At 70.1% G+C, this 26,848-nt stretch carries 21 protein-coding genes and 6 pseudogenes; 16 read left to right on the forward strand and 11 right to left on the reverse strand.

The features are described 5' to 3' along the window. Window positions 1-387 precede the first annotated feature (387 nt). Window positions 388-975 carry an SMI1/KNR4 family protein gene (locus tag ACWCXX_RS35930; RefSeq protein WP_451134746.1) on the reverse strand — a complete coding sequence of 196 codons (588 nt, stop codon included), beginning with the start codon at window positions 973-975 and terminating at the stop codon, window positions 388-390. A gap of 128 nt (window positions 976-1,103) precedes the next feature. Then, window positions 1,104-1,921: pseudogene (locus tag ACWCXX_RS35935) on the reverse strand (IS630 family transposase); the annotation flags it as partial. 835 nt (window positions 1,922-2,756) lie between these two features. On the opposite strand from ACWCXX_RS35935, the gene ACWCXX_RS35940 reads away from it, so the two are divergent. From ACWCXX_RS35940 to ACWCXX_RS35990, 11 genes and pseudogenes are all read left to right on the forward strand, one after another. Beyond that, on the forward strand, window positions 2,757-4,055 hold the full coding sequence (locus ACWCXX_RS35940) for a nucleotidyl transferase AbiEii/AbiGii toxin family protein (RefSeq protein WP_451134748.1): 1,299 nt from the start codon (window positions 2,757-2,759) through the stop codon (window positions 4,053-4,055). 27 nt (window positions 4,056-4,082) lie between these two features. Then, entirely contained in the window at window positions 4,083-4,307 is a 225-nt protein-coding gene (locus ACWCXX_RS35945; protein WP_451134750.1) for a hypothetical protein, read from the forward strand. Between the two features lie 130 nt (window positions 4,308-4,437). After that, the gene (locus ACWCXX_RS35950) at window positions 4,438-5,565 is read left to right on the forward strand and encodes a hypothetical protein (RefSeq protein ID WP_451134752.1); all 1,128 of its coding nucleotides are present in this window, start codon (window positions 4,438-4,440) and stop codon (window positions 5,563-5,565) included. 119 nt (window positions 5,566-5,684) lie between these two features. After that, entirely contained in the window at window positions 5,685-6,551 is an 867-nt protein-coding gene (locus ACWCXX_RS35955) for a DUF3592 domain-containing protein (RefSeq protein WP_451134754.1), read from the forward strand. A gap of 311 nt (window positions 6,552-6,862) precedes the next feature. Further along, on the forward strand, window positions 6,863-7,726 hold the full coding sequence (locus ACWCXX_RS35960; protein ID WP_451134755.1) for a transposase family protein: 864 nt from the start codon (window positions 6,863-6,865) through the stop codon (window positions 7,724-7,726). An 18-nt stretch (window positions 7,727-7,744) separates the two neighbouring features. Continuing rightward, a pseudogene (locus ACWCXX_RS35965) lies at window positions 7,745-7,966 on the forward strand (DUF6480 family protein); the annotation flags it as partial. Window positions 7,967-8,841: 875 nt separating this feature from the next. Further along, on the forward strand, window positions 8,842-10,104 hold the full coding sequence (locus ACWCXX_RS35970) for an NAD(P)/FAD-dependent oxidoreductase (RefSeq protein ID WP_451134757.1): 1,263 nt from the start codon (window positions 8,842-8,844) through the stop codon (window positions 10,102-10,104). 86 nt (window positions 10,105-10,190) lie between these two features. After that, window positions 10,191-10,895: an SDR family NAD(P)-dependent oxidoreductase gene (locus tag ACWCXX_RS35975; RefSeq protein ID WP_451134759.1), complete on the forward strand. Its 705-nt coding sequence runs from the start codon at window positions 10,191-10,193 to the stop codon at window positions 10,893-10,895. Next, window positions 10,892-12,106: a lycopene cyclase family protein gene (locus ACWCXX_RS35980; protein ID WP_451134761.1), complete on the forward strand. Its 1,215-nt coding sequence runs from the start codon at window positions 10,892-10,894 to the stop codon at window positions 12,104-12,106. The genes ACWCXX_RS35975 and ACWCXX_RS35980 overlap by 4 nt, the downstream gene beginning before the upstream one ends. After that, a complete protein-coding gene (locus ACWCXX_RS35985) occupies window positions 12,103-12,849 on the forward strand; it encodes a methyltransferase domain-containing protein (protein WP_451134762.1) in 747 nt (248 codons plus the stop codon). The genes ACWCXX_RS35980 and ACWCXX_RS35985 overlap by 4 nt, the downstream gene beginning before the upstream one ends. Next, on the forward strand, window positions 12,846-14,414 hold the full coding sequence (locus tag ACWCXX_RS35990) for an FAD-dependent oxidoreductase (protein WP_451134764.1): 1,569 nt from the start codon (window positions 12,846-12,848) through the stop codon (window positions 14,412-14,414). The genes ACWCXX_RS35985 and ACWCXX_RS35990 overlap by 4 nt, the downstream gene beginning before the upstream one ends. A gap of 4 nt (window positions 14,415-14,418) precedes the next feature. Here ACWCXX_RS35990 and ACWCXX_RS35995 read toward each other — a convergent pair whose 3' ends face one another. From ACWCXX_RS35995 to ACWCXX_RS36020, 6 genes and pseudogenes are all read right to left on the reverse strand, one after another. Next, entirely contained in the window at window positions 14,419-15,429 is a 1,011-nt protein-coding gene (locus ACWCXX_RS35995) for a DUF5914 domain-containing protein (protein ID WP_451134766.1), read from the reverse strand. Beyond that, the gene (locus ACWCXX_RS36000; RefSeq protein ID WP_451134768.1) at window positions 15,426-16,421 is read right to left on the reverse strand and encodes a phytoene/squalene synthase family protein; all 996 of its coding nucleotides are present in this window, start codon (window positions 16,419-16,421) and stop codon (window positions 15,426-15,428) included. Before ACWCXX_RS36000 ends, ACWCXX_RS35995 begins: the two co-directional genes overlap by 4 nt. After that, window positions 16,408-17,979: a phytoene desaturase family protein gene (crtI, locus tag ACWCXX_RS36005; protein ID WP_451134770.1), complete on the reverse strand. Its 1,572-nt coding sequence runs from the start codon at window positions 17,977-17,979 to the stop codon at window positions 16,408-16,410. The genes ACWCXX_RS36000 and crtI overlap by 14 nt, the downstream gene beginning before the upstream one ends. Continuing rightward, on the reverse strand, window positions 17,976-19,118 hold the full coding sequence (locus ACWCXX_RS36010; RefSeq protein WP_451134772.1) for a polyprenyl synthetase family protein: 1,143 nt from the start codon (window positions 19,116-19,118) through the stop codon (window positions 17,976-17,978). The genes crtI and ACWCXX_RS36010 overlap by 4 nt, the downstream gene beginning before the upstream one ends. A gap of 139 nt (window positions 19,119-19,257) precedes the next feature. Next, window positions 19,258-19,626, reverse strand: a pseudogene (locus ACWCXX_RS36015) (cryptochrome/photolyase family protein); the annotation flags it as partial. Between the two features lie 263 nt (window positions 19,627-19,889). Then, on the reverse strand, window positions 19,890-20,201 hold the full coding sequence (locus tag ACWCXX_RS36020; protein ID WP_451134774.1) for a hypothetical protein: 312 nt from the start codon (window positions 20,199-20,201) through the stop codon (window positions 19,890-19,892). Between the two features lie 27 nt (window positions 20,202-20,228). On the opposite strand from ACWCXX_RS36020, the gene ACWCXX_RS36025 reads away from it, so the two are divergent. Beyond that, window positions 20,229-20,630 carry a hypothetical protein gene (locus ACWCXX_RS36025; RefSeq protein ID WP_451134777.1) on the forward strand — a complete coding sequence of 134 codons (402 nt, stop codon included), beginning with the start codon at window positions 20,229-20,231 and terminating at the stop codon, window positions 20,628-20,630. A 939-nt stretch (window positions 20,631-21,569) separates the two neighbouring features. Here the strand turns inward: ACWCXX_RS36025 and ACWCXX_RS36030 are convergent. Then, on the reverse strand, window positions 21,570-22,094 hold the full coding sequence (locus ACWCXX_RS36030; RefSeq protein ID WP_451134778.1) for a hypothetical protein: 525 nt from the start codon (window positions 22,092-22,094) through the stop codon (window positions 21,570-21,572). 239 nt (window positions 22,095-22,333) lie between these two features. Here ACWCXX_RS36030 and ACWCXX_RS36035 point away from each other — a divergent pair. Continuing rightward, window positions 22,334-23,567 (forward strand): annotated as a pseudogene (locus tag ACWCXX_RS36035) (IS4 family transposase). 178 nt (window positions 23,568-23,745) lie between these two features. Here ACWCXX_RS36035 and ACWCXX_RS36040 read toward each other — a convergent pair. After that, window positions 23,746-23,892 carry a transposase gene (locus ACWCXX_RS36040; protein ID WP_451134780.1) on the reverse strand — a complete coding sequence of 49 codons (147 nt, stop codon included), beginning with the start codon at window positions 23,890-23,892 and terminating at the stop codon, window positions 23,746-23,748. Between the two features lie 554 nt (window positions 23,893-24,446). On the opposite strand from ACWCXX_RS36040, the gene ACWCXX_RS36045 reads away from it, so the two are divergent. Further along, the gene (locus ACWCXX_RS36045; RefSeq protein WP_451134782.1) at window positions 24,447-24,647 is read left to right on the forward strand and encodes a hypothetical protein; all 201 of its coding nucleotides are present in this window, start codon (window positions 24,447-24,449) and stop codon (window positions 24,645-24,647) included. Window positions 24,648-25,026: 379 nt separating this feature from the next. Then, window positions 25,027-25,248 (forward strand): hypothetical protein, encoded by a 222-nt coding sequence (locus ACWCXX_RS36050; RefSeq protein ID WP_451134784.1) that lies wholly within the window; start codon window positions 25,027-25,029, stop codon window positions 25,246-25,248. Window positions 25,249-25,348: 100 nt separating this feature from the next. Here the strand turns inward: ACWCXX_RS36050 and ACWCXX_RS36055 are convergent. Continuing rightward, window positions 25,349-26,537: pseudogene (locus ACWCXX_RS36055) on the reverse strand (IS3 family transposase). Between the two features lie 155 nt (window positions 26,538-26,692). On the opposite strand from ACWCXX_RS36055, the pseudogene ACWCXX_RS36060 reads away from it, so the two are divergent. Next, window positions 26,693-26,848: pseudogene (locus ACWCXX_RS36060) on the forward strand (IS5/IS1182 family transposase); the annotation flags it as partial.

Consider the following 26,848-nt stretch of genomic DNA (forward strand, 5'->3'; position numbering starts at 1 on the left):
CGGAGACGACGAACGCCTGCGCCGTGAGTGCGTGGGTCTTCATCATGGCGTCGATCTGGATGTCGGCGACGGTCTCGAAGCCGGTCATGGTGGACGGACCGGGCTGGCTTGGTACACGGCAAGGAGCAGCGTTTCGACAGCAGTTCGGGCAGCAGTGCGACTGGCGGTACTGCCCGGATGTTCACGACCTCAGGAGGCGGCGCTCACGCCCGGGAAGCGGGGGCCATGACACGAGTGTCTGGGGTCTGCGGTGGGCTGAGGACAAAAGCGCTGCTACGGGCGCAGGTGGTCGGTCGTGGCCGTGCCATTGCCGATTGCCGCGCGGCGGCCCGGGGCGTCTCCCGGAGTCGGGTTCTGGCCCATACTCCGTGCAGCTGTTACGGAGAGTTAGATCTTCGGAGCCATGCGATGGCGGTTTGGATGGGCATGAAGTCGAGGTGAGGTGAGCTCCAGGGCCCGGTTGTCGCGTCCGGCGCTCATGTGGTTGAGCCAGCGTTCGTACCAGTCGAGGAAGTCGGTGGCGGAGGAGACGTTGGGGCCCCAATAGCCGTCGCTGTTACCAATGAGGACGCGGCCGGTGAGGGGACCGGTCACCGCGATGACGCATACGTCGGTGCAGCCCATCTCGATGACGTGGAGGAAGAGGTCGCGTTCGCTTGCCCCGGGTGCTGTGGCCTCGAAGCCACGAGGTGTCCCCGGTTCGCCGCGCGGATTCATGACCAGCAGAGAACATCGCTCCAGCGGCAGAAGGCCGTAGAACGGTGCCGCGCCTGAGCCGCCGATGTGCGTGAGGAACTGCCGATAGGCGTCGGGCAGGACGATGTCGTGTTCGGCCTCAAACGCAGCGACTCGTGCTTCCGCCGGCTTCGGGCCGAGGAAGAACTCGTGTTGCTCTTCCCCGAAGGAATGGCTGCGCAGCGGTTGGAAAGGGATCGCGGCCAGCTTGCGACGCAAGCGGGGTATGCGGGGATCCATCGTGCTCTTCTCTCGTCCTCCTCACCCTATGGGTGGCTGTGGTCAGTTGGCCAGAAGAACCCTCTTCCTCAGGAGAGCGAAGCCGGCACGGCCGAACATCCGGCGCTTGAGCATCTTGATCCGGTTGACGCGGCCAGGTGGGTGTTGAGGCTGTCCCAGACCACCACGATCGGGCCGCCGAGCTGGATGTGGGCCCGTACCAGCAGGTCGCGGTAGTCCTTCCAGGAGAAGCTCTTACGTGCACCCTTGAGGAGGAGATGGGTGCGGGGCCGGTGTATGAGCCGGCTCTTCTCACCAGCTTTGTAGCAGCACAGCGCGGCGACGGAGGTCCGGCGGCGGGACCGGCCACGCACACGGATGACGGGGGTGTGCCCACGCCGGCCCCAGGTGCGGGCCCGGGGCGGTGTCATCGAGAAGCCGGCTTCGTCCTCGAAGACGATCCAGGCCCCGCATGCCGCCGCGAGGCTTTTACCTGGGGCCACACCTCCTTCTTCCAGAGCCCGACGGCGTGCTCGTCGCGTTCGAGTGCTCTGCGGGCGGGCGCCTGCCAGGCCCAGCCGTGCCTTTTGAGCAGCCGCCACACCGTCGCCACCGACAGGCTCACCCGCAGCCGGCGCCGGATCGCTGTCTGGACCCGGGCCGGGGTCCAGCGTTCGTCGTCGAAGCCGTGCGTCGCAGGGCCCTTGCCGAGTTCCTCCTCAAGCACGGCGAACCGGGCGTCGGTGACGGTCGGGGAGTTCGTCGGACCCGCGGAACGCAAGCTTTCCATGCCGCCCTCGCGCCGGGCACGGCGCCGGCGTTCCACCGACCGCACGCTCACCCGCAGGTCCTTCGCGATCACCGCAGTCTTCTCGCCCGCCGCGAACCGCTGCCCAGCCTGAAGCCGGCTCCCCTCACGAAACGCCCGACGCCCAGCCGTCAGGCCCCCGCCTTCCGGATATCTCACCTCACCGGCATACCGCAGGGATCATCAACCGTCACCACCCGACGACAACCCGAAAACCTCAGTGGCGACGCAAGTCCCGGTCCGCCGACGATCAGCGCCGTCAGGACACCGCCGAGGACAAAGAACGGCCGATGAAGCAGACCCAGGTCTCAGAAGGGGGTCCGTCCCACTTTTGAGCAAGAACGGGTTCCGAGAACCAATCGGGGGTCGGGCGGGTCCCAGCTCCGCCACCCCTCGCCGTAGCCGACAGCGACCAGCGGCTCCTGACCGGTGGTGATGCGTTGATCGCTTGAGTACGCCTTCGTTTGCCGGCCGGGCCGTGGACATCCGTCCAGGCGTGCCGAAGCCCGCGTGGGCGAGGCGGGCACGAAGGGATTTCCCGGCGGCGAGGAAAGCCGGGGGCATTGTCAGTGGGGCCGTCTACTGTGCCGACCATGTCTGATGACCTGCGGAGCGGTGGCCTGAGGGCTGAACCCACGACTGCGGATGAGGGGGTGTCGGATGCAGGCCGCCGAAAGAGACCGGCTCCCCATTCACCCCCGTTCCGCCAACGGGGACGCCGGTCCAACCGATGCTCCGCTGTGCGAGCCGCACGGGGCGCAAGGCTCCCGCAATGCCCGCTGTCCACTCAGCGGGAGCCGCCACGAGCGCTTTGTCACGCAGCGCTGGCGACTTGTCGGTCGTCCTGCTGCTCGCGCGTAACCGGACACCCTGTTGACATCCCTCGCCGACGGGGGTTCGCGGCGGCGGAGGTCGAGGAGGAGAAGTTCGTGGTGCACGACGACAACCTCGTCATGGACGAAGGCCCGACAGTTGCGGATGGGAGCGGTGCCGCATGACGAGGGGCGATCGGAACCGTTCGGTTCCCCCGGCTCCGGAGAGGGTGGTCAAGGGCTGGGAACCTCCTCCGAGGGAGGTCGACCGCCGATCGCGGGCCGGGGAGCCGGAGTTCGCGGACCTGGCACAGGCCGTGCGCTGGCGGACCGCGCGCCGGGCGGCGATCGATCATGTGCTCGCTCTGATCGCCGGATCCTGGTGGTGCGACAGTCTGGTGCTGCGGGGCAGCCTGCCACTGCAGGCATGGGCCGGTGAGCGGGCCCGGGAGCCGGCGGACCTCGACTGGGTGGTCGTTCGCGACATGCTCAACGGGGGCTGGCCGTACGGAAACCTCATCGATCTGACCCGCACCTGGCCCGCCGTGGCGGACGCGATGGAGCCCGCAGACGATGCGCACGGCATTCATGGGACCTGGGATGTGAGGTATCCGTCGGCGGACCTGGACCGGCTGCTGGAGGCCGCCACGGCGGACGAGGACGCCGAATCGCCGTACATGGACCTGCTTGACCAGATCAGGCAACGGCCCGAGGCACCGGGCGGCGTGATGCTCGACGCCGATCAGGCGTACGCGGAGTCGAGCGACGGAGGATGGTTCTACCACGGGCCGGGGGTGCGGCTGGAAGTGCCCTGGCGGGCATCCGGGTTGCCGTCGGGCCGGATACGCGTGGACTTCGCCACCGACGAGATGTTCTCCGACCCGCCGGAGCCGGCAGTGTTGCCGGTCGGCTCCGGCCGGCCGCCCGTCATCGTTCTGACGGCCAGCCGGGAACTCTCGCTCTCCTGGAAGATCCTCTGGTTGCAAGTCGAGTCCGAGGAGGACGGCGGCGCCCGGGGCAAGGACCTCTACGACGCCGTCCTCCTGGCCGAGGACCGCCGTACCAGCCTGTCCACAGACCTCCTCGAAGACGTCCTGTCCGGCGGTTACGGCTACACCGACGTGAAAGACTTCCACCCGGACCAGGTGCACCAATGGTCAGTGGCATGGGAAAAGTTTCAGGCCGAGTACCCCTGGGTGCAGGGGAGCGCGAAGGAGTGGTTGTCCCGATTGGCCGGGGCACTCACTTCGATGTTCGCGGCGGTGGGCTCCACCAAGGCCGCGAACATCGCGGCGGTGGGCTCCACCAAGGTCGATATCGAGGTAGGCGACTCGGTGACCATCGGCGGTGGCCCCTTCGCCACCTTCCAGGCGATCGTCGACGAGGTCAGTCCCCACTCGAGAAGGGTCAGGGCTCTGGTCCATTTCTTCGGCCGGGAAACCCTGGTCGATCTCTCCTTCGACCAAGTGCAGAAGAACTGAAGAGCAGGTGGGTGAGCGGGGTCGAGTGTGCCCGCGCCGGAGCCGCTGAAGTTCAGCACACCCAGGGGCCCGGCACTGCTGGAGAGCGCGGCTTCCTGGAAGGCCTGGACGAGGTGGAGCAGGGGACAGGAGCAGGCCGACGTCAACAGGACACGGCGCGAAGCAGGCGCCCGTCTCCCGTACCGGAACGTCAGCGCGGCATGGCGGCAGGCCGTGCATCTGCGGGTGCCGCAGATGCTGTCCCCGTCGTAGACGTGCAGGGTGAAGGCCTCCGGCCGGGGCGCCGGCCACGCCCGGGACACAGGAACTCGTTCCTGGCACACCCGAAGTCAGACACCTGAAGACCTACCGGCCGTCACCTGAGTCCGACACAATCACCCATGTGACGATCACCACGGGCACGCCCCCCACGAGCGCGCCGCCCACGGGCACCACCCGCGGCGCCGTCGTCCTGGGCTTCCTGACGGGTGGCGTGATCGGGACGTCGCTCGCGGCTTTCGTCGTCGGCTGCGTCCTCGAGAACGTGCCGCTGTGTGTCACGGGTGTGGGCCTGCCCGCAGCCTACGGCCTGCTCTTCTTCCTCGCCGGTGTGCCGCGGCGCGCGCGGGAGGCGGCCGTCGCACCCCGCACGGCGCTCGCGATGATCGAGAGCCTGAACGCCGTCGGGGGTGAGCCGACGAGTGACGTGGCAGTACGGTTCGACCTCACCGTCGCACCGGCCGACGCGCCGGCGCACCGCATCGAGATCACGCAGGACATCAACCTCGCCGACCTGCCCGATTACCGGCCGCGCGGCATCGTAGTGGTGCAGTACCCCCCGGACAGGCCGTGGCGAGTGAGGATCGTGAAGCGGCCGACGCCGGAATGGGAGGACCGGGCGGCCGGGGCGCGCATCGACTCGGCGCCCGGGCCGGCCCGGGTGAGCGAGCCCCCCAAGGGGTGTGCCGTCGTCTTCGTCGCCCTCCTCGGCCTGCTGCTCGGCGCGGCCTGCGTGGTCCTGCCGTTCCGCGCCGACCTGTTCGACCAGGACACCACCGCGCGGTCGCCCTCCTCCGTCGGGTCCTCCGTCTCCTCCACGTCGTCGACCACGGTCGTGTCGTCCGGGTCCGCCACGGTCACGCTCGGCCCGGACCAGTCGTTCCTCGACAAGAGCGAACTGCGCCGGGCCGTCGACTCGCTCGCCAAGGGCAAGGGCAAGGGCAAGGGCAAGGAGGAACATCAGACGCTTACCGTGGTCGTACAGGAACGCGTGCTGTCGGTCGTGTTCGCTTCCGCCGGCACCCATGCCTCGGGGTTCGACCTGCGTTCCCTGCCCTACGAACGCTTCCCCGCCCTGGTCCGGACGGCCCGAACCACCCTCGGCGTCCACTCCCCGCAGACCTGGCAGATTACCGCCGAGGGCCTCACCGGATCCCTCACGATCAGGGTCGGCGTGACCGGATCCGACGGCGCGGCCTCATTGGAGGCGGACGGGCAGGGCAAGGTGGTGCGACGCACCCCGGCACGCTGACCACGGGGGCCGGGCCGGTTCTCAGGCGACCGGCTGCCCGCCGGCATCTGGACCGCAGGCTGCGAAGCGACTGAACTGCCTTGGGCAGGTGCGTACTTGAAGCAACAGGAGAAAGACACGTGGACTGGCTCGATTTTCTGGCGCTGTGGTGCGGAGTGTTCGCGGTACTGGCGCTGATCGGGTACGCGCGGTCGCTGGCCGGGGTGACCCGGGCCCAGCGGACGGTCCGGGTCATGGGACGGATCGAGCGGGTCCAGCAGCCCAGGCACGGAAGCTCCGGGATGGACGGGATAGCCGTGGTGGTCTCCTTCCAAGATCCGTCCACCGGGCAGGAATTCACCATGACGAACGACGGTGAGTGCGGCGAGAGGATCAGCACAGCCTGGACGGGCCGGGAGATCGGCGTCCTCTATCCGCGCGGGAGACCTCACGCCGTCAAGTTCACCAGCGACCTCTGGGCAGGCCGGCACGGACTCGGCTGGCCGAACTTCGCGGTCTTCCTGGTCTACGCCGGGCTGGTGGTCGTCGCCGCTATCGAGTGGGGCTGGCCGTGGGCCCTGCTCGGGTTCGGCGGGCCCTGGACCGTCTTGGGCACGTGCTACGTGCCCGGGATCGCACGCCAGGCGGGCCGCCGAATCGAGGCGCTGACCACCGTGGACCCCGTTCCGGGCCGGGTCATCGCCGTGCTCAAGGACGTCAGCACCGACGAGGACGGCCACACCAGCACCAGCCATACGCCGGTCGTCGCCTTCACCACCCACGAGGGCACCGCCGTCACCGCCTACCGCACCTCGGATCTGCCGGACCCGGTCGGTTCGTACGGCCGCGAGGTCACCATCCACTACACGCCCGACGACCCGGCCGTCTTCACCCCGGACCTCGCGGCCGAACACCGGTCCCGGAAATCCGAGATCGCCGTCAGCATCGTGGCCCTCTTCCTCGGAGTGGCGGCGGTCGCCGTGGGAGCGGTCGCGCTCGCGCTGTGACGCCCGGCGGGCGGTGTGTCCCTGCGAGGCGAACAGCCGCACGGCCGCGACCTCACACCGGTGTGCGTGCCTTGTCGGCGAGGCCGATCAGCCGGGTCGGCGGTCCGTTCCGGCGGCGAGTCCCGCGATGGCCCAGGCGGGGGCGAAGGCACCGAAGTGACCTCGCGGACCGGCGGGATGGGGATACCCGAACAGCCCAGGGCCGGGTGACCGCCGAGGCAGCCGGCGGCCACTGGCGTGGATATGGGCCAGGCTCCAATGAGGCTCTTCCAACCTGTCGGTGAGGTCCGGTAGTCGGCCGGTCCTGCAATATGGAGAAGCTCCCGGTAGACGGTGTCTCGACCAAGATCCACCATGTCCCACCAGGAGCTTCGCTCGCTTGTCTATCCTTCCCCAACCTCTCGGCTTCGCTCGAGCAGGGGAGGCCCCATTCGATCGATCTGTCCACCCGCACCCTGCGGTATCTGGCCGGGCAACTCGCCTCCCGCAGGCGGGAGATCGGCACGCGGTGGAGGCGGCTGACCGCGAGCCGTCAGGCCCTGCTCGCCCTGGCGCACCTGCGGTGCGGTGACACCTGCGCCCAGCTCGCGGCCGGGTTCGGCATCGGGCTCGCTGCCGTCTACCGCTCCGTCCGCGAGACGATCGACGTCCTGGCCGTGCTCGCACCGGCACTCGACGAAGCGACAGCGACGGCCCGCACGAAGGCGTACGTCATCCTCGACGGCACCGTGCTGCCGATCGACCGGATCGCCGCCGACCGACCCTGCTACTCCGGCAAGAAGCGGCATCACGGCATGAACGTCCAGGTGTTGACCGATCCGTTCGGCCGGCTGCTGTGGGCCTCGCCCGCGCTGCCCGGCGCGACGCACGACCTGACGGCGGCACGCGAGCACGGCATCATCGACGCCCTCCCCGGGGCGGACCTCAAATGCTGGGCCGACAAGGCGTATCAGGGCGCGGCACGGAACGTCCGGGGCCCGCTCAAAGGGCGCCGCCTCAAGCGGTGGCAACGACGCCACAACACCACCCACGCCAAAATCCGCTGCGCCGGTGAGCAAGCCATGGCCACGCTCAAGAGCCGGCGTCTCCTGCGCAAGCTGCGCTGCAGCACCACCCGCATCACCGCGATCGTCAAGGCTGTCCTCGCCCTTCAGCTCGCGGCCGCGTCAGGATGAAAACACCTCAATGCAGGAAATCCTGATCCTGACCCGCGCGACACGCCGGGCCTGGAACCCGGCGGCGTCCCTCCCGGCGAAAGCAGTACCTCGGAAGCGGGACCGCGCCATGAACTCCCGTGAGGATGGGCCCGGGGCCCGCTGATCGTGATTCTTGTCGCTGTGGTGCTTGTGGCCGCCTTCTTCCTCGCCTTCGCCTTTCTGGCTGGTATGACACAGGGACTATGGTTCCGCGCTTGACGGTGCGATGGAGGGCCGCGGGAGCCTCTGCTGGTTGTTGTTGACACTGGGCCTTCCGGGGCGAAGAGACCGTGCTGTCGAAGCCGGGGCGCCCCTCCCTTCGTCCGGTGCCAGACAGGGTGAGAAGAGCGCCTTCGGATTCGTGGACGATGAAGACGCTGCTCACCACGATCATCGAGCACGGACTGGTCGCCGCTTGGACCGAGGTGATCGTGCCGACGCTCCAGGCGGTCGGCCGCAAGTGGGAGACGTCGGCGATAAGTACGTCGAGGCCGAGCGCTTCCTGTCCTGGCACGTCTCCGGCGCGCCCCACCCCACACGGTCGCCGCCACCACGGTGCTTGCCTGCGTCCTGGGAGATAACCACACCCTGCCGTTGGAAGTGCTGGCTGCGGCACTGACGGAGCGCGGCGTTCCGGTGCGTATGTTCGGCGGTGCCCTGCCCGTCGAGTTGCTCGTCGCGGCACTGCCGGCCGGCCGGCGGCCCAGCACGTCGCAGCCATGGAGTGGGGAGTGCAGGTGCCCGTCGCAGGCCGGTCGTGCTGACGCTGGGACCTGGCTGGGCGGGGCAGGCGGCGGGCCCGGCGCGTTCGTCGGGACTCGCCGAGGCGGTCGCCGCTCTGGAGCCGTCGGCCTCCTCGTGAGGGGTTGCCGTCCGACGGCACTTGGTCGTGGCGCCTGGGCAGCGGCCGGGAAACATGGTCCGCTGGACCAGTGGTCGCGGCCGCGTCGTTCGTCCACGGGCGAGCGTTGCTTTCGCGTCACGTTCCGGCACGGGGCTGTGCCCGCTGATTCAGGGGTACCGGCCGAGGGAGGGGCCGAGCGGACGGCCCTGATGTGCGGGTGCCACGGGTACGGCGTCGACCGAGGAGAAGCATGAGCGAGGAACATCGTCGGGCACCGGACGTGGTCGTCGTCGGTGCGGGCCTGTCCGGCCTGGTGTGCGCGCTGGACCTGTGCCGTGCGGGATGGCGGGTGATTCTGCTGGAGGCGTCCGAAGGCGTGGGCGGGCGCATGCGCACGGACCGGCAGGACGGGTTCCTGCTGGATCGTGGTTTCCAGGTGTTCAACACCTCGTATCCGCAGGTGAAGCGGCGCATGGATCTGAGGAGCCTGCGGCTGCGGCAGTTCACCGCGGGCGTCGTCGCGCACACGTCGAAGGGGCCGGTCCGCCTCGCTGACCCGACGAGGGAGCCCAGTGCGGCGGGGGCTCTGCTGACGGGACGGGTTGTCTCGTCGCGCGACCTGGCCGCGCTGGCGGCTCTCACCGTGCGGGACGCCGTTCTGCCCGCTTCCGCCGTCAGACGGCGCGAAGACGGCTCCACCTCGGCGGCCCTGACCCGGGCGGGAGTGTCGGACGCCGCAGTCGCCGACATCCTGCGGCCGTTCCTGTCCGGCGTCTTCCTGGAGGACCGGCTGGAGACCTCCGCACGCTTCTTCCACCTGGTCTGGCGGAGCATGGTCCGAGGGACCCTGTGCCTGCCGGCACAGGGCATCGGCGCCGTCCCGGCCCAACTCGCCGACGGGCTGCCCGACGGCGTACTGCGGCTCGGCACTCCCGTCGCCGAGGTCACCGACACCGGAGTACTGCTGGAGGACGGGAGCGAGGTGCCGGCCCGGACGGTCGTGGTGGCGACGGACCCGGCGACCGCCACCCGCCTGCTGCCGGACCTGACCGTACCGGACACACGCACCGTCACCACCTACTACCACGCCATGGGCAGGACACCGATGGCCGAACCGACCCTGATGGTGGACAGCACCGGAGCGATCCTGAACACCTGCGTACTCAGCGAAGTCGCTCCCACGTACGCGCCCCGTGGCACTGCGCTGGTCTCCACCTCCGTACTGGGAACCGACCTCCCCGGCAGGGCACAGGCGGTGCTGTGCCGTCTGGCCGAGCTGTACGGCACCGACACGAGCGGCTGGCAGCAGGTCGCCGCCCGCACGGTCGAGGGCGCGCTGCCCGCGATGCTTCCCCCCTGGCCGCTGAGCCGCACCACCCGCCTTCGTCCGGGCAGGTACGTGTGCGGGGACCACCGGGCGACCGGATCGGTGCAGGGCGCCATGGCCTCGGGGGCGCGCGCCGCGCGTGAGGTGGTCGCCGACCGGGGACAAGGAGGTGACGCCGGGGTGTGAACGACGTCCGGCCGCACCCGCGGCCAGCCCTGGACGCGAAGCAATGACGATCGGATGAACCCGTTGGTCGTATCGAGGGGTGAAGCGTGGAACTGAGCGGTGCCCGTCTCCTGGGCGCCGGTGCCACGGGAGCGCTGGGCGGTGCGATCACCGCCGAACCGGCCGACCGGGGCGCCCGCGTGGCCCTCGCAGGACGCGACTGCGGCAGCCTGGCCCACACCGAGCGGGCGTATCCCGGTGCCCCGACAGCCGGCTTCGACGCCTACGATCCCGGGTCATGCGCTCGGGCCGTGCACGAAGCGGCGGCAGCCCTCCAAGGGCTGGACGTCGTCGCGTTCGGGTCGGTGGCCTTCGGTGCGGCCGAGGAGATCGGTGACAAGGCCGCGGAGCACCTGATGGCGGTCAACCACCTCGCGCCCGCCGTGTTCTCCCGCGCCGCGCTCGGCATCCTGCGACACGGTTCGGCGATCGCCGCCGTCACCGGCGCGTCGGCCGAGCGCCCGCAGCCCCGAATGGCCGACCACAGCGCCTCCAAAGCCGCGCTCGCCGCATGGCCGGATGCCGTCCGCCGCGAAGCACGGAGCGCCGGTGGCGCGGTACTGGAGATCCGGCCGGGGCATCTCGACACAGGCTTCGCGACTTGCCCCGTGGCGGGCACCGCCCCACCCCTGCCTGAGGGCGGCGACCCGCGGCACGTCGCCGGCGCCGTCGCGGACGCGCCGGAGACCGGCGCCGAACTGCTGCACTCGGGCCCCGACAAAAGCCCTGTTCTCGAACGGCGAGCCCGGTGACACCCCGCCCCGCCGAGGAATCCGACGTGATCGTCATCGGTGGCGGTGCGGCCGGTCTCAGCCTCGCCCACCGGCTGACGGAGAACGGCGCCGCCACTGTGACCGTGGTCGAGCCGCCGGACGGTCCGCTCCGCCCCGCGGAACGGACCTGGTGCTACTGGGACGCGGGCGTCGACGGCCTGGAAGAGGCGGTCAGCGCGTCCTGGTCCGTGCTGCGTCTGCACGGCGCCGACCGCCGACCGGTCGTTGTCGGACCTGCCCCGTTCACCTACCGCATGGTGCGCTCCGCCGACTTCGAGCGGCTGGTCCACGGCCGCCTGGCTCGCTCGGACGGCGGGCGTCTCCTGCGTGCGACGGTGGAATCGGTGCGCGGTGTGCCCGGAGGCGCGGAGGTCCGGTGCACGCTGCCCGGGGGCTGGTCCCTGACGCTGCGCGCCCGACGGGTGTTCGACTCGCGGCCGCTGCCTGTCCTGCCGCCGGCGCGCACGCAGTTGCTGCAGCACTTCCGCGGCTGGTTCGTACGTACCGACACCGACCGGTTCGACCCCTCGGTCGCGGATCTGATGGACTTCCGGGTTCCTCAGCCGGCGCATGGACTGGCCTTCGGCTACGTCCTGCCGCTGGCGCCGGACCGGGCGCTCGTGGAATACACCGAGTTCTCCGGCAACGCGCTGACCACCGAGGCGTACGAATCGGCTCTCGGCCACTACTGCCGGCACGTCCTCGGGCTCGGCGCGCTCACCGTGGAACGGGCGGAGCAGGGGGTCATTCCCATGACCGACGCCCGCTTTCCGCGACGGGCCGGTCCCGCCCACTTCCGGGTCGGAACCGCAGGGGGCGCCACTCGGGCGGCCACCGGCTACACCTTCGCGGCGGTGCAGCGACAGAGCAGAGCCATCGCCGCCGCCCTGCGCGACGGGCGCACCACCATCCCAGCCCCCCACGGGCGGAGGGCCTCGGCCATGGACGCGGTCTTGCTGCGTGCCCTGGACACCGGGCGCATCGACGGTCCGCGATTCTTCACCGACCTGTTCCGCCGGATCCCGGCGGAGCGCCTGTTGCGCTTCCTCGACGGCGCCACCTCCCTGTGGGAGGAGTGGGGCATCGGGCTGCGCACCCCTGTCCTGCCGATGCTTCGTACGGCCGCCGAACTGCCCTTTGTGCCCCGACGCTCCCAGCCCTTCGCAAGAACCGGAGACAACCACCGATGAGCCTCCTGCGCGAGCACGACCTGGCCCGCGCCTTCGACCACGCCGCCCGCACCTACGACAGCCTCACCTCTCTCAACCCCGGCTACCACACCGACCTCCTGCGCTCGGCCCGCCGGCTCCGGCTCCCCGACGACGGCGCCGGACTGCACGTTCTCGACCTCGGCTGCGGTACCGGCGCCTCCACCCGGGCCCTGTTCAGGGCCGCGCCCCGGGCCCGGATCACGGCTGTGGACGCGTCGGCGGGCATGCTGCGCCGCGCCCTGGCCAAGCCGTGGCCCGCACGCGTGCGGTTCCTGCACCTGACCGCCGAGGAGATCGCGTCGGCCGGGGAGGGCCCCTTCGACGCGGTCTTCGCCGCCTACTTGTTCCGCAACGTCACCGACCCGGACGCGGTCCTGGGCAGCGTCCGGGCCCTGCTGCGGCCGGGCGGACGTATCAGCGCCCACGAGTACACCCTGAGCGGCCGGCGGCTGCACCGGGCGTTGTGGACGGCGGTGTGCCACGGCCTCGTCATCCCGGCGGGCACGCTCACCGGCGACCGGGACCTGTACCGCCACCTCTGGCACAGCGTCATCGCCTTCGACACCGCCCCCGCCTTCGCCGACCGGCTGACGCGAGCCGGCTTGACCGGAGTGCGCGTCGCCCCGGTCGCCGGATGGCAGACGGGCATCGCGCACACCTTCCTCGCCCGCAACGGCCCGAGCCCGGCACGCCCGACCACGCCAAGGGAGCGAGTCCGGTGACGGCCCGCCGTACCGCCGCCGCCCGACGAGGCCGTGACCGCAAGGCCGAGGTTCTGGCGCCGCCACCCGGCAGGGGCCGGTTCCAGCGCGGGGACGAGCCGTCCGTCGCGGTGATCGGTGGCGGGATCGCCGGCCTCGCCGCGGCCACCCTGCTGGCCGAGCGGGGTGCCCGTGTGACCCTGTACGAGAAAGAGGACGCACTGGGCGGCCGGCTCTCCGGTTGGCCCACCAGGCTGGCGGACGGCTCCTCCGTGACCATGACCCGCGGGTTCCACGCCTTCTTCCGCCAGTACTACAACCTGCGCGGGCTCCTCCGCCGTACCGACCCTGCCCTTTCGCGGCTCACGCCGCTGCCCGACTACCCCCTGCGGCACAGTGGCGGCCTGACCGACAGCTTCGCCCGAGTTCCGAGAACGCCGCCTTTCAGCGCGCTCGGCTTCGTCGCCCTCAGCCCGAGCTTCGGCTGGCGGGACCTCGCCGCCATGAATGTCCGGGCGGCACTGCCTCTGCTCGACGTGCGGGTGCCCGAGGTGTACGAACGCTTCGACGAGGTCACCGCAACCGGCTTCCTGGACGGCGTGAGTTTCCCGGAAGCCGCGCACCACCTGGCGTTCGAGGTGTTCTCACGCAGCTTCTTCGCCGACCCGTGCGAACTGTCCGCCGCCGAACTGCTGCTGATGTTCCACATCTACTTCCTCGGATCGGCCGAGGGACTGCTCTTCGACGTACCGGGCGAACCCTTCCCCCGGGCGCTCTGGGACCCGCTCGGCGACTACCTCCAGCGCCTCGGGGTGGACATCCGCACCGGCACCCCCGTCCACGGCGTGCTCCCCCTCGGCGACGGTGGAGCACACGTGCACACCGACACCGGCGTCGGGCGCCACCAAGCCGTGGTGCTCGCCCTCGACCCCGGGAGCCTGCGCCGGATCGTCGGCGCGTCACCCGGCCTGGGCACGTCCGACTGGTGCGAGGACATCGCGGCCCTGCGCACCGCACCGCCGTTCCTTGTCTCCCGGCTCTGGCTCGACCGGCCGGTCCGCGCCGACCGGCCCGGATTCCTCGGCACCAGCGGCTACGGCGGGCTCGACAACATCAGCGTCCTGGAGCGGTACGAGGGCGAGGCCGCCCGCTGGGCCGCGCGGACCGGGGGCTCGGTCGTGGAACTGCACGCCTACGCCGTGGACCCGGCGGCCGAACCGAAGGAGGTGCAGGACATGCTCGTCGACCGGCTGCACCAGGTGTACCCGGAGACCCGCGAGGCGCGCATCGTCGACGCCCGGCACGAGTGGCGCTCGGACTGCCCGCTCTTCGAGCCCGGCTCCCACCGCCGGCGACCCACCGTGCGCACCCCTCATCCGTGGCTGACCCTGGCCGGCGACGGAATCCGGTGCGACTTGCCCGTCGCCCTCATGGAACGGGCCGCCACCACGGGCTTCCTGGCCGCGAACGCCCTGCTCGCCGACCGGGGGGTGCGCGGCCAGGTCCTGTGGACGGTACCCCGGGCGGGTCGTTCCCCCCTGCTCCGGGCGCTCGGAGCTGTCACAGGGCGCCACTCGCCTCGCTGACCGGTCAGCCGGGGAACCGTCCGGTGCTGCGCAGCGCCCAGCGCCGTTCGGCGTAGGCCAGGTCGTCACGCCACAGGCGGCCGGCCGTACGGCGCATCAGCGGGCGCAGTACGGGGGCGGCGGCCCGCGCCAGGGCGAAGCCAGGGCGGTCCGACACGGCGACGAGCGCCTCGACCACGGCGGTGCGCGGACGCTTGTGGCCGGGCCCGGTCAGCGGCGTCGCGTGTGTCTCGACCACGGACGTGGCGCCCTCGCCGTCGGTGATGCGCATGACGACCGTGCGCGGCTCCGGCGCCGTGAATTCGGCCCTTACCGGAACCACGAGCCGCCCGGCCACCCGGAAGGAGACATCGACGACGAAGGCGTCGTCCTCGTCCCCCCGCGGCTCCCGCGCCACCGACAGGTCGACGAACGAGTACGGGTGGAACCACGAGCCGTGCCACGGATCGAGCCGGTTGGCCACCACGTCCTGCGGTTCGCACCGTCCCACCGCCGTGAACACCGCGTCCACCCCACGACCCCTCGCCGGTCGAGCGGGCACGACAGGCCGCTCGGTGGGCTCCTCGCCACCCATCGCGTCCAGCCGCACCCAGATGAGTACGCCGTCGTCGTGCACGGGAAACGGCTGCCAGCCGGCGGACGGAGAACCGTCCAGGGCGAGCCCGTGCCAGTGGCAGACCAGCGTGCCGCACACCACCCGGCCGTCCCGCAGAGGAGCGCCCAGGTGCGGGCAGACGCCCGAACCGGCACGGGGCTCGCCGTCCTGCGAGCGCCACAGCACGACCTCCACACCACCGACCGTCCGGCCGCACGGGCGATCGTCCGCGCGCACGTTCCGGGAGGCACCGACCACGAACCAGTTGCCGGACGGACGGGCGGACGCCCGCTCGAGCGCGTCGGCGAAGAGCGCCGGCCGCGCCTGGCGCCAAGTCGGTGTCTGCGCCGCCCAGTCCGGCCCGGACCTCCGCCGCCGCAACGGCGGCGACCAGCGCTTGCCGTCCCTTCGACCACTCACCGCACCGGCCCTTTCCACTCGGCTGCCGGACCACCCGCCAGGGCCTCTCGGTGCGCGGCGCGAGTGAGCCACCGGGCACCGGCCACGCGCAGTGCACCGGCCGCCGCCGTGGCAGCCCGACGCCGACGCGGCACCACCGCACGGCGATGCAGCACGGTGTAGTCCTGCTCGGCGATCGCGTCGAGAATCCCACCGTAGAGGGTGAACGCGGCACGGATACAGGGACGCACCCGCGGATCGAGCATCGCGATGCCCGGCTCCGCCGTCCGGTACACGCCCCGCGTCATGGCCTCCGCCGCGACGAGAGCGGCGCGGATCCGAGGATCGCGCCGCCCGGTGCGCCGGCTCCACTCCAGCAGGGGCCGGTCCACACCGTGCGCGGCCAGCAGATCGCCGGGCAGGTAGACGCGGCCCCGGTCGAGGTCCTCACCCACGTCGCGCAGGAAGTTGGTGAGCTGAAACGCCACACCGAGCGCCGCCGCGTGTGGTGCCGCCTCCTCCCGGGCCGTGACCGTACCGAGGACGGGCAGCATCTGCAGGCCGATCACCGCCGCCGACCCGTGCACGTACCCCTGCAGGTCGGCGTAGGTGGGGTAGTGGGTGACGGTCAGGTCGGCACGCATCGAGGACAGGAAGCCGGCGAAGAGGGCGTGATCGATGTCGTAGCGGTCGGCGGTGTCTGCGACGGCCCGGACCACCGGTTCGTCGCCCGCTCCGGCGCGCAGCCCGTCGGCCAGGTCGCTCTCCAGGCGTCGCAGCAGCCGGTCGCGCTCCTCGGGCGCGCGATGGCGGTCGTGGTCGTCCACGATGTCGTCCGCCCAGCGGGCGAAGCCGTACAGGGCGTGTACGGCGGAGCGGCGTTCGAGGGGCAGCAGGCGGGTGGCCAGGAAGTAGGTCCTGCCGTGGCGGGCGTTGAGCCGTCGGCACCGGGTGTAGGCGGCGCGCAGTGCGGGATCGGTGATTCCGGCGGCGTCCAGTTCACGACGGGTCATCAGCACCTGCCGGGGCCGGAGCGGAGGACGCGTCGGTCGCGGTCGAGGACGGCGCCCTCCGTGCGGGCCGGGTACCGGTGCCGCCGGTGACGCGCATGGCGGCGAGTTTGCCGCTGATGAGTACGGTCGGTACGCCGACGCCCGGAGTGGTACCGCAGCCGCCGAGCACCACGTTGTCCAGCCCCCGTACGAGGTTGCGCGGGCGGAACGGGCCGGTCTGGGCGAAGGTGTGGGAGACGGAGAAGGGGCTGCCGGCGGCGTGGCCCTGCCTCGCCCAGTCGAGCGGCGTCACCAGAAGCTCTTCCTGGATGCTGTCCGCGAACCCGTCCAGACCCCGGCGCTCCAGTTCACCCACCAGGCGGTCGCGGTAGCGCGGGCCGAGGCCCCGCCACGCGGCGGCTGTGGGACCGACCGCTGTGTTCGGACAGGGGGCGAGGACGTAGTGGAGGTGGCGTCCCGGCGGTGCCAGGGCGGGATCGTGTGCGGTGGGGCGGGTGATGAGCAGAGAGGGGTCGCTCATCAGCTCGCCCGTGCGGGTCAGCTCGTCGAAGGTGCGCCGCCACGCGGCGCCGAAGGAGATGGTGTGGTGAGCGAGGTGCGGCCAGGTGCGGTCGGTTCCCGCGTGCAGGATCACGGCGGACGGCGAGTGACGCAGCCGTGCCGGCCGCCGGGGCGCCCGCCCCAGCAGCCCGTAGGCGGCGGGCAGTTCGCACGTGAGCACCACCGCGTCGCAGGGGATGCGCTCGCCGGAGGCCAGGTGGACGACCCGTACTCGGTCCGCGGAGCGCTCCAGCGTGCGTACTTCGGCAGTCCAGCGCAGATCGGCACCGGCTTCCGCCGCCGCGTCGGCCATGGCGCGGGGGAGTGCGTGCATTCCGCCCTTGGGGAACCAGACGCCGGCCACGGTGTCCATGTAAGCGATCACGGCGTAGGCCGCGAGTGCTCGGGCCGGGGCCACTCCGGCGTACAACGCCTGGAAGGAGAAGACCCGGCGCAGGCGCTCGTCGGAGAGGAAGCGGCCGATGCGACCGTCCAGCCGCCCGAAACCTCCCAGCGCCACCAGCCGGGCCAGATCCGGGTGCAGCAGTTGGAAGGGCGAGTCGAAGTTCGTGTCGATGAAATGGCGCATCTGGACCCGGTACAGGCGTTCCAGCCACTGCCGCAGGTCGCGGTATCCGGCCGCCTGCGCCGGTCCGGCGAAGCGCCGTACCTCCGCCTCCATCGCCTCGCCGTCGGTGTGCACGTCGAGCGAGGAACCGTCCGCGAAGCACGCCCGGTAGGCCGGCTCCAGAGCCGTCAGCCCGACGCGGCGGTGGAGGCTGTCCCCGACGGCGGCGAACGCTTCGTCGGCCAGGTGCGGCATGGTCAGCACCGTGGGGCCGGTGTCCAGCTCGTAGCCGCCCAGTCGCATCCGGCCGGCCCGGCCGCCGGGACCGGCGTCCCGTTCGACGACGGTGACTCGGCGCCCTGCACCCAGCAGGTGCAGGGCACAGGCCAGCCCGGACAGCCCGGCACCCACCACGACGACATGGTCGGTCGGCCCCGGCACCCTCTTCACGCGACCTCATCGGCACGGCGCTGGGCCACACCCGTCGCGCGCGAGACCAGCGCGGCGAACTCGTGCCGCACGGCAGGGCGTGCACCGGCACGCTCGAAGTGCGCGAGGCTCATGTCGGTCAGCTCCTCGATCTTCGCCTTCACCAGATCCCGGGCGCCGGTGCGCCGAAGCGCGGACCGCACCTGGCGTACGGCCTTCTCGGACTTCGGGTCCGCGTCCGGCGCCAGCGCCGTGGCAGCCCGGTGATCACCGGCGGCGTCGGCGAGCCGGACGGCGACGGCAAGGAGGTAGGTGAGCTTGCGGGAGCGCAGGTCGTCGTCGGCCGGCTTGCCGGTCAGCGCCGGGTCGCCGAAGGCGCCGAGGAGGTCGTCACGGAGCTGGAAGGCCAGCCCGGCGCATCGGCCGGCCGCCCGCAGTGCGTCCAGTACGTGTTCGTCGGCGCCGGCCAGCGAAGCGCCCAGCGTGAGAGGTCGGGCGACGGTGTACAGGGCGCTCTTCAGGGTGGCGATGGTCAGCGCCTCGTCGACACCGGAGGACCGGGCGGCCTGGGCGTGCAGATCGCGGTACTGTCCGGCGACCATCTCGGTGCGCATCGCCCGCCACTCCTCGTGCAGGCGCGAGCCGTGCGGCGTGCCGAGTGCCGTCTCCGTCAGCAGGTCGTCCGCCCATGCCAGTGCAAGGTCACCGGCGAGCACGGCGGCCGACGTGCCGAAAGACTCCGCTCGGCCGTGCATGCCCATCGCCCCGTGTACGCGCGCAAAGTGTACGTGCAGGGCCGGTGCGCCTCGTCGCTGTGCGGACCCGTCCATCACGTCGTCGTGTACGAGGGCGCATGCCTGGAGCAGTTCGAGGGCGGCTCCCGTGCGCAGGACGGCTGTGGCGTCTCCCGAGCCACCCGCGGCGCGCCAGCCGCAGTGGGCGAACGCGGTGCGCAGGCGTTTGCCTCCCTGCACGGCCAGCGTGGCGAGGCGGTCGGCCAGCTCCCGGGCGAAGACGGCGTCGACGGTACGGGCGTGACGCAGTCGTTCGTCGAGTACCTGCTCGAGGACTGTGCCGACGGCGTCCGCTGCGTCGATCGCGGTGAGGGGGTCGTCGACGAGTTCGGCCGGTGAGGCCACCATCGGCGGCAGTCCAGGCATGCACAACCCCTTCTCACTCTTGGTTATCCCCGCGGCACTTTTTCCGCCGACTGTCCTGTCACGGATGCACTGATTCCTTGCCCGTCCGGCAGCCGACGCAGACCGAGCTCACCTCAGCGGCGCAACGGGTGGGAGCCCATGGTGGTGCGTCGCTCCGAGTGTGTTTCTGTTCGCGTACATCCGCGAGGTCGGTGAGCCGGTCCGACTGCCGCGCCGGCCGGGCGACGCGCTGGGTGCCGGCCGGCAGGTCCCGGTGCCGGTCGAGGAAGGCCCAGGGGCCGGCGGTGTGCGGGCACGCGTGCTTGCCGGTGCGGTCGCCCGGGAAGTAGGAGCACAGGTCGCTCACGCGGTTCACGTGGGCGCTGCCCGACGTGTAGGGCTTGGTCGTCATCCGGACGCCGTCGGAGTACCGGGACATGCCGACGACGTTGGGGAACATGACCCAGTCGTAGCCGTCCACGAAGCAGCGGTGGAACCAGTCCGGGACGGCGGCGAGGTCGGAGGCGCGGAGGGCGATGCTCCAGAGCCGCTGGAAGCAGTCCTGTGGGCGCCGCAGGTCCATGGCGAGGGCCTGGTCGAGCAGGCCCAGTGCGGCGAGAGCCTTCTCCAGGCCGTCGGTGGCCTGGGACGTCGGCTCGAAGACCTGGGGCAGGTAGTCGGCGGTGGTGTCGTCCGGGGCCCGCTCCGCGAGCGATCTCCACTGCTCGCGTTTCCGGAGCCGGTAGAGAAGGTCAGCCCCGGACACGACGAACTTGTCGCAGCCTTCGCAGTTCAGCTTCCAGGGGCAGGCATCGCCGCGGACGACCGGCTGGAAGGTTGGGCTACCTCGTCGGGAAACGGGTTCCGTCTGCCATCGACTGGCTTCTTCCCGTAGGGCAGCGCGGTGATGAATGCCCGCGGCAGGCCGATCCGCTCGGCCTCGCCGCTGTCCAGCGCGTTCCTCAAGATCGCTCGGGCGTGGTTGAAGGTGAACCGGCGGGTGTTGACCGTCACGATGGACGGCTCCCCGTTCCCAGCCCGAATGGCCAGGGACGGCAGACCCTCCCGCACGCGTTTGTTGTGGTCGGCGACGAACCGGCGCATGTGCTCCTCGGTGAGGAGCGTCGGATCGTGTCCGCCGCTTGGTGCCACCGCCTCCAGGAAGGCGCTGAGTTCGGTGCAGGCCCGCCGGTCGTGGAAGAGCAGGCCTCCTCTCCGCACTGGCCCCTGGGGCGACCGGAGCCAGTCGGCAAGGTGATCCCAGAGAAGATCACGCAGCCACCGCTGGGAGACCTGTGTGAGATCGAAGTCGTTGCGGGAGCGGTGGAAACGAACCCCGAAGTGCTCGGTCTCGATGTAGCCGGCCTCCTTGGTCTCCTCCGGGGTGAAGTGGACGATCCGCAGTTCGGTGGAAATCTCGCGCAGGAGACCGGCGAAGCGGCTGGGAACGGGCCCGCCAGCCGACGCCAGATCGAACAGCGACCCAACACGGTGGTCCTGGAGGAAGCAGACGGCGGCGCGGAGCTCGCTTGATGAGCCCGCCCCGGATGGTGCCGTCCGTCAGTTCCCAGGGCCGTTTCGTCTTTGCCCTGGCGCCGTTGGGCAGGCCCTCGCGATGACACACGTGGACGTGCGGAGCGCGGCACTCGCCGCAGTGGGTCCCTTCCCGCAGGTGGAGGTCGCACAGGTGCAGCCCGCACAGCTTTCCGACGCGGAAGCCTCCGTCGCTGAGCCAGTCGACGACCAGCCGGTCCCGGGCCGAGTTCACCGCGGGCAGCAGCCCGCGGGCGTCGTCCGGCAGCATCTTCGGATGCCGACGGCGGATCCTTCCCGGTGCCAGCGGGTTCGCCGCCATGTCTTTCGTGATGTGCCCCAGCAGGGCGCGGTCCCGGTCCTGTCGGGTCGGCGTCCGCCTCTTGTCGAGCGTCTCGGCCAACTCGGTGTTGAGGCCCGGCTCGGGCTGACGCAGGTAGAAGCCCTTCAGACACGACGCCGCCGAGGACAGCGCGCTGTTGCCGTACGGACGCTTGCCCACCCGCCACGGCGACCTCAGCGGGGCGGCGACCTTCGCCCTCTCCGATCGCACGGACACCGTCGCGGAGCTTTGATCCACCCACCTCCTCGCCACGCCCCCCAGCAGCCTCCAGACCCTCGGGTCCGGTCATGGTGCGTGCCGTGCCGCCGGGCCGTCCGCGACATCCGCACCACCCCGTCGAACCGTCGGCAGCCCCGACTGGCGCAGCACTGCGTGCCGTCATCGACGACCTCGCCGCCAGTACCCACGCGATCGGCGAGTTGATGCTCGAAGTCGCCCCGGTCCACCTCGCGGGTTCTACGTATGAATGCTGCGGATCAGGATGTCGGCCACTGCCACCACGGTCACAGTCAGACTCCGGTTGAACGACACGCGGGGGAGGGGGCCGGCGAGTCCGGGGCTACCTCGCCACGCCACTTGCCTGCCAAGTTTTCCGGTCAGGGGTTGGCGTACTCGACACCGGTGAATGCGATTGCGGGAGCGCCGTGGCTGTTGGGCTTGCCGTGGGCTTCCACGGCGAAGTAGAAGGCTCCCTCCGTGGTGGGGAAGCAGAACTTCTTGCCCAGCAGCTTCTGGATGGAGAAGTCCGTGATCACCGGGCCGGGAGCCTCGCGACATGCCTTGACCGTGGTCGGCCGGACATCGACGGAACGGACGAAAAGGGCATCCGACCCGAGATAAAGGGAGGCCACACGATTTTCACAGCTCTCGATCCGGTAGCTGATGGTTGCGCCGAAGATCGGTTCGTCCAATTGCTTGGTGCTGTGTGATTCGCTTCCGTCCATCAATGCGCGATGAGAAGTGTGGGAGACCTGACCCAAGACATCGGTCTTCTCGTGATACCCCACTTCCGCAGGATAGGTGCCCACCTGAGTGCTGGTGTACTCGGCCGTGACCCGATCGCCGAACCGGGAGACCTCCCTGCAGGTGGGAGGTTCCAAGATGCTCTGTTTTGTCTTCAACACCTCAGTATCAGACGGTTCGTCGGTTCGGGGAGAAGCGCTCCTGGAGGCGGTCCCCGATTTGTCGTTGCTGGGCGACGTTGAAGTCGAGCAGCCCGCTAAGGTCAGTAATGCCGCAGCAACGGGAGCCACGTACCGTAATCCACCTGCCACACTTGCCTCCCCAGGACAGTAAGACGCTAAGTAGAGCTTAGACCCAATACCGGTGACTTTGAGCCGTGTTGGTCGTTGGATGTGGTGTGCCAAGGCCTGGGCAGGTGAAGTTGTCGGGTGAGCGGTTGTCGGACCGGATCGCTCTGGGTGTGCTGACGCGGGTGTTTCCGCCTGAGCTGGTGGATGAGGTGGTTGCTGGGTGCGGGTCTCTGGAGCGGCGGTCGCGGCTGTTGTCGGCCCAGGTGGTGGTCTATTTCGTGCTCGCGATGTGTCTGTTCTCCGGGCAGGCCTATGAGGAGGTGGCCCGGCTTCTGCCACAGGGGCTGGAGCGGATACGGCGGTGGGAGAGGCCGTGGCGGGTGTCGACGAGGGCGGCGATCGGCCGGGCCCGTCGGCGGTTGGGGCCGGATCCGTTGAAGGTGCTGTTCGCGCGAGTGCCGGCCGGTGGCCGCCCCGGACACTGCTGGTGCCTGGTATCGGCGGTGGCGTCCGGTCGCGGTGGACGGCACGGTCTTCGATGGGCCGGGCACCGGGGCGAACAGCGGTTTCTTCGGCCGCCCCGGCTCGGGCAGGGGGCAGCAGCGCAGTGCCTACCCGCAGGTGAGGGTTGCCGCGCTGGTGGAGTGCGGGACCCACGCGGTGTTCGCCGCGGCGACCGGTCCGCTGTCGGTTCATGAACAGCAGCTGGTTCCCGGCCTGCTGGGCCGACTCGGGCCGGGAATGCTGCTGATGGCCGACCGCGGCATCACCGGCTTCGAGCTGTGGAGGGCCGCCTCGGGCACGGGCGCGGACCTGGTGTGGCGCGTCCGCAAGAACATCGTGCTCCCGGTCCTCGAAGCCTTCGACGACGGCTCCTACCTGTCCGAGATCGTCGCGGCAGGCGACCGCGGGCGCCGGGATCCGGTCCGGGGCCGCGTCATCGAGTACTCCCTCGGCCGTGACGACGACGGCACGGTCTACCGGCTGATCACGACCGTCTGCGACCCGGACCAAGCGCCCGCCGACGACCTTGCGGGCCTCTACTACCACCAGCGGTGGGAGATCGAGAACACCCTGGACGAAATCAAGACCCACCGGGGCGGACACCGCCTCGTCCTGCGCTCGCGGTATCCCGATGGCGTCGAGCAGGAAATCTACGGCTTCCTTCTCGTCCACCATGCACTCCGGGACGTGATGCACCACACCACTCACCAAGCCGGCCTCGACCCCGACAGGCTGTCCTTCACCCGCACCCTTCTCATCGCCCGCCGCCACGTCACCGAGCAGGCGGCACTTTCCCCCCTCACGACTCAGCCGAGCCCTGACTCACACCATCCGTGAGCTGCTGGAACGACTCCTGCCACCCCGCAGACAACGTTCCAACCCCCGTGTCATCAAACGCAAGATGGCCAACTGACACCTCAAACACACCCACCACCGCAACCCACCCCGCCCACCAGGGCAATCACACTCGCCCCACCCACCAGACCAACCAGCAAGCACCAGAAAAACACCTAAATCACCGGTATTGCGCGTAAATCCGGTCCCACGGCGGGAAGTCGGCCGGTATCCCCCGCCGCTTGATCCCGTTGTCCACGAGATAGCGGATCGCGTCCAGCACCGCCCGATGGCAGTACGCCTCCGGCTGCCCGCCCCGGTCCCGCATTCAGCCCGGCACCGGCAGCAGCGGCCGGACCACGACCCACTCCGCGGAGGGGTACCGTCGAACACGTTCGGTGTGATCGGCCGCATTCCCGAACCGGTGAGCGACGCAATCACACGACGGAGCAGCTGAGTTGAACTCTACCGGCGCGAGCACGTACAACTGCGGCAACAGGGTCTCCTGGATCTCGGTCGGCTTCGCAACCCCGAGCTACCAAGAGGCCCTGCCTTCATGCCCGCGGCCAGCCGCGATCACCCGAACGAGACTTCCGTTCGACACCCACCCCTCAAGATCGGAACGACAACAGCTACTGACAGCCGGGACGCGCTTCGCATTGTTCCGGCGAGGCGTCTACGTATGCTCCGGCGCACTGTCGGGCGCGGAACCGCCTGCGGTGCGCCGGGGGCGGCTGGCCTCGGCGCTCAAGCGTGCAAGCGACCTCCAGGAGGTTCCATCGAGCCGGCGAACCGCGTGATGTTCAGCAGGGCCTCATCTCGCAGCCGACCTGCGCGTCGGCCTCCAGCTGGGCTCGGCCCGGGACAAATCAGGGGGACGAGATGACCACCATGAAGTCCTCATGCCCGGCAGTATCAGTGCCCGGCCGTACGCCGGGCGTCCCCGTGGCCCTCTTCAGCGACGAGGCGTCCGCGGTGACGAGAGCCGTGCCCGGCGGGGCCCGGAACCTGCCGCGGCCACTGGGCACCCTGACTTGGCAGGAGCCACCGGCCCTGAAGGACGCAGACGACGAGGTGCGGTGATCGCATGGCCTGGGGTGCGTCGCCTCTCGCTGCTCAGCCGACCCGCCCAGGCGCCCCACCACGGTCAAGGGAAGCAGTCGCCCAGTGGCCGCCTCTATCCCCGCTGGCGGAGCTTCCGGGACCGGGGTCCGATTCACCGCAATGATCCTTCCACGGCGAAGACGTGGCTGTAACGTCAGCCGCGAGCCCTCGCAGGAAGGGCCATCAAAGTAGGGGGAGGACCGTGCCAGACATTTCCCGGCGAGCACTCTTGGGTGCCACCGGCGCAGTTGCCGCATCGACACTTCTCACGACAACCGGAACAGCGCAGGCCGCCGATACCGCAGGTGGCAAGGACGAACACACCCCACACAGCACCTCGAAGGAGGCCGAGGCACTCATGGCCAGTGGCAGTCAGACCCTCAAGTACGTGGCATACATCGCGAGTCCCGACATGGAGGTGCTGAACGACGCGACGTTCGGCGTCGGTGCAGACCCCGCCGACATGTGGGCGTATCTCGACGATGCCACGGCACGTCTTCGGGAGAGACATCCCTCGTATTCCTTCACCCCCCGTCTCGTCCGGTACGACCAGGTCACCACCGAGATACCGCGCCCGTAACGCACACTGCGCCGGCCCCGTCCCCCAGCTGGGCCGGCGCATTCGCGGAGTACTGAACCGTGGATCGGGCAGTTGAACCGCCCCGGGTTCGGCAGAGATCTCAGGTTGTGGTTGTGACCTGGGGTTTCGTGGGTTCCATGTAGTGATTGGCCTCGTACTCGACGGGCGGGACGTGGCCTATCTCACCGTGGAGTCGACGGTGGCAGTACCAGTCGATCCACTCGGTGGTGGCGAGCTCGGCCTGGGAGAGTGTCTTCCAGGGCCGGCCGGGTTTGATCAGCTCAGTCTTGAGCAGGCCGATCGTCGATTCCATCAGGGCATTGTCGTAGGCGTCGCCGACCGGGCCGACCGATGCCGCGATCCCTGCTCGGTCGAGATGCTCGGCCGGCGCGAAGGATGTGCGCTGCGATCCTGCGCCCGAGTGATGCACCGGCTCGCCCTGTTTGTAGGGAAATCCGTCCCGGTCGTGCTGCCACAGCGCCATCCCCGGGGCGTCCAGGACGAGCCTGGCCTCCTTTGGTGGCAGCAGCGGACCAGCCGGCGATGCGACGGGAGAAGGTGTCCACGACGAAGGTGACGTAGACGACCCCGTTCCAGGTGGAGACATGCGTGAAGTCCGCGGCTCAGCAGCGGTTGGGGGCAGGCGACGAAGTCACGATCGAGGAGATCCGGAGCCCGCTCCGCGGCCGGATCGGTGATCGTCGTGATCACCATCCTGCCGCGGACGGCGCCGGTGATGCCGAGCTCGCGCATGAGGCGCTCGACGGTGCAACGGGCCACGGTTTGCTCCTGTCGGTTCAGCTTGCGCCAGATCTTCCGGGCCCCGCGGACACGGTAGTTGGACGTGCAGACCTCCTGGATCCGCTCCTTGAGTTCCTCGTCGCGCACGGAACGGGCGGAAGGATTTTCGAGGCGTTTCTTGTGGGCGTAGTACGTGGAAGGGCCGATCTTGCAGTCTTGCCCGGTGAGGGTTCCGCAGATCGGCTCGACGCCGCCGAAGCGGTCGCGGTGCTCGTGGATGAACGCTACGAGCGTGTGTGTGGCCGGTCGAGCTCGGCCGCGAAGAAACTTGCCGCGGCCTTCAGGATCTCGTCGGCCCGCTTCAGCTCGGCGTTCTCCTTCTTCAACGCCTTGAGCTGGGCGGACTCCTCCGTCGTCGTCCCCGCGTCGATCTCGTGCTGCTTCACCCAGTTCCGCAGCGTCTCGCGAGACCCGATGCCGAGCTTCTCGGTCACCGCCTGCAGAGCGGCCGTCTCGTTCGGGTGGTCGTCGCGTACCTCGGCGACCATGCGCACCGCACGACAGCGGAGCTCAAGCGGGTATCGGGAAGGTCATGCCATGACTCGATCCTTTCATGAAATCGAGCCTCTACTGACTGATCGTTTCAGAATGAAGTTCGTTGTGGGTGTTTGCAGTTGGGTGACGTGTCAGCAGGATTTGTTGGGTGTCTGCTGATCTTGTGCCCGATGACCTGTGGGAGCGTGTGGCTCCGCTGTTGCCTGCTCGTCCGCTTCGGCGGCATCGGTATCCCGGGCGGTTGCCTGTGGATGACCGGGCCGCGTTGCGGGGCATCGTTTACGTGCTGTGCAAGAGCGTGAGC

It is taken from the genome of Streptomyces sp. NPDC001732 (assembly GCF_053596315.1).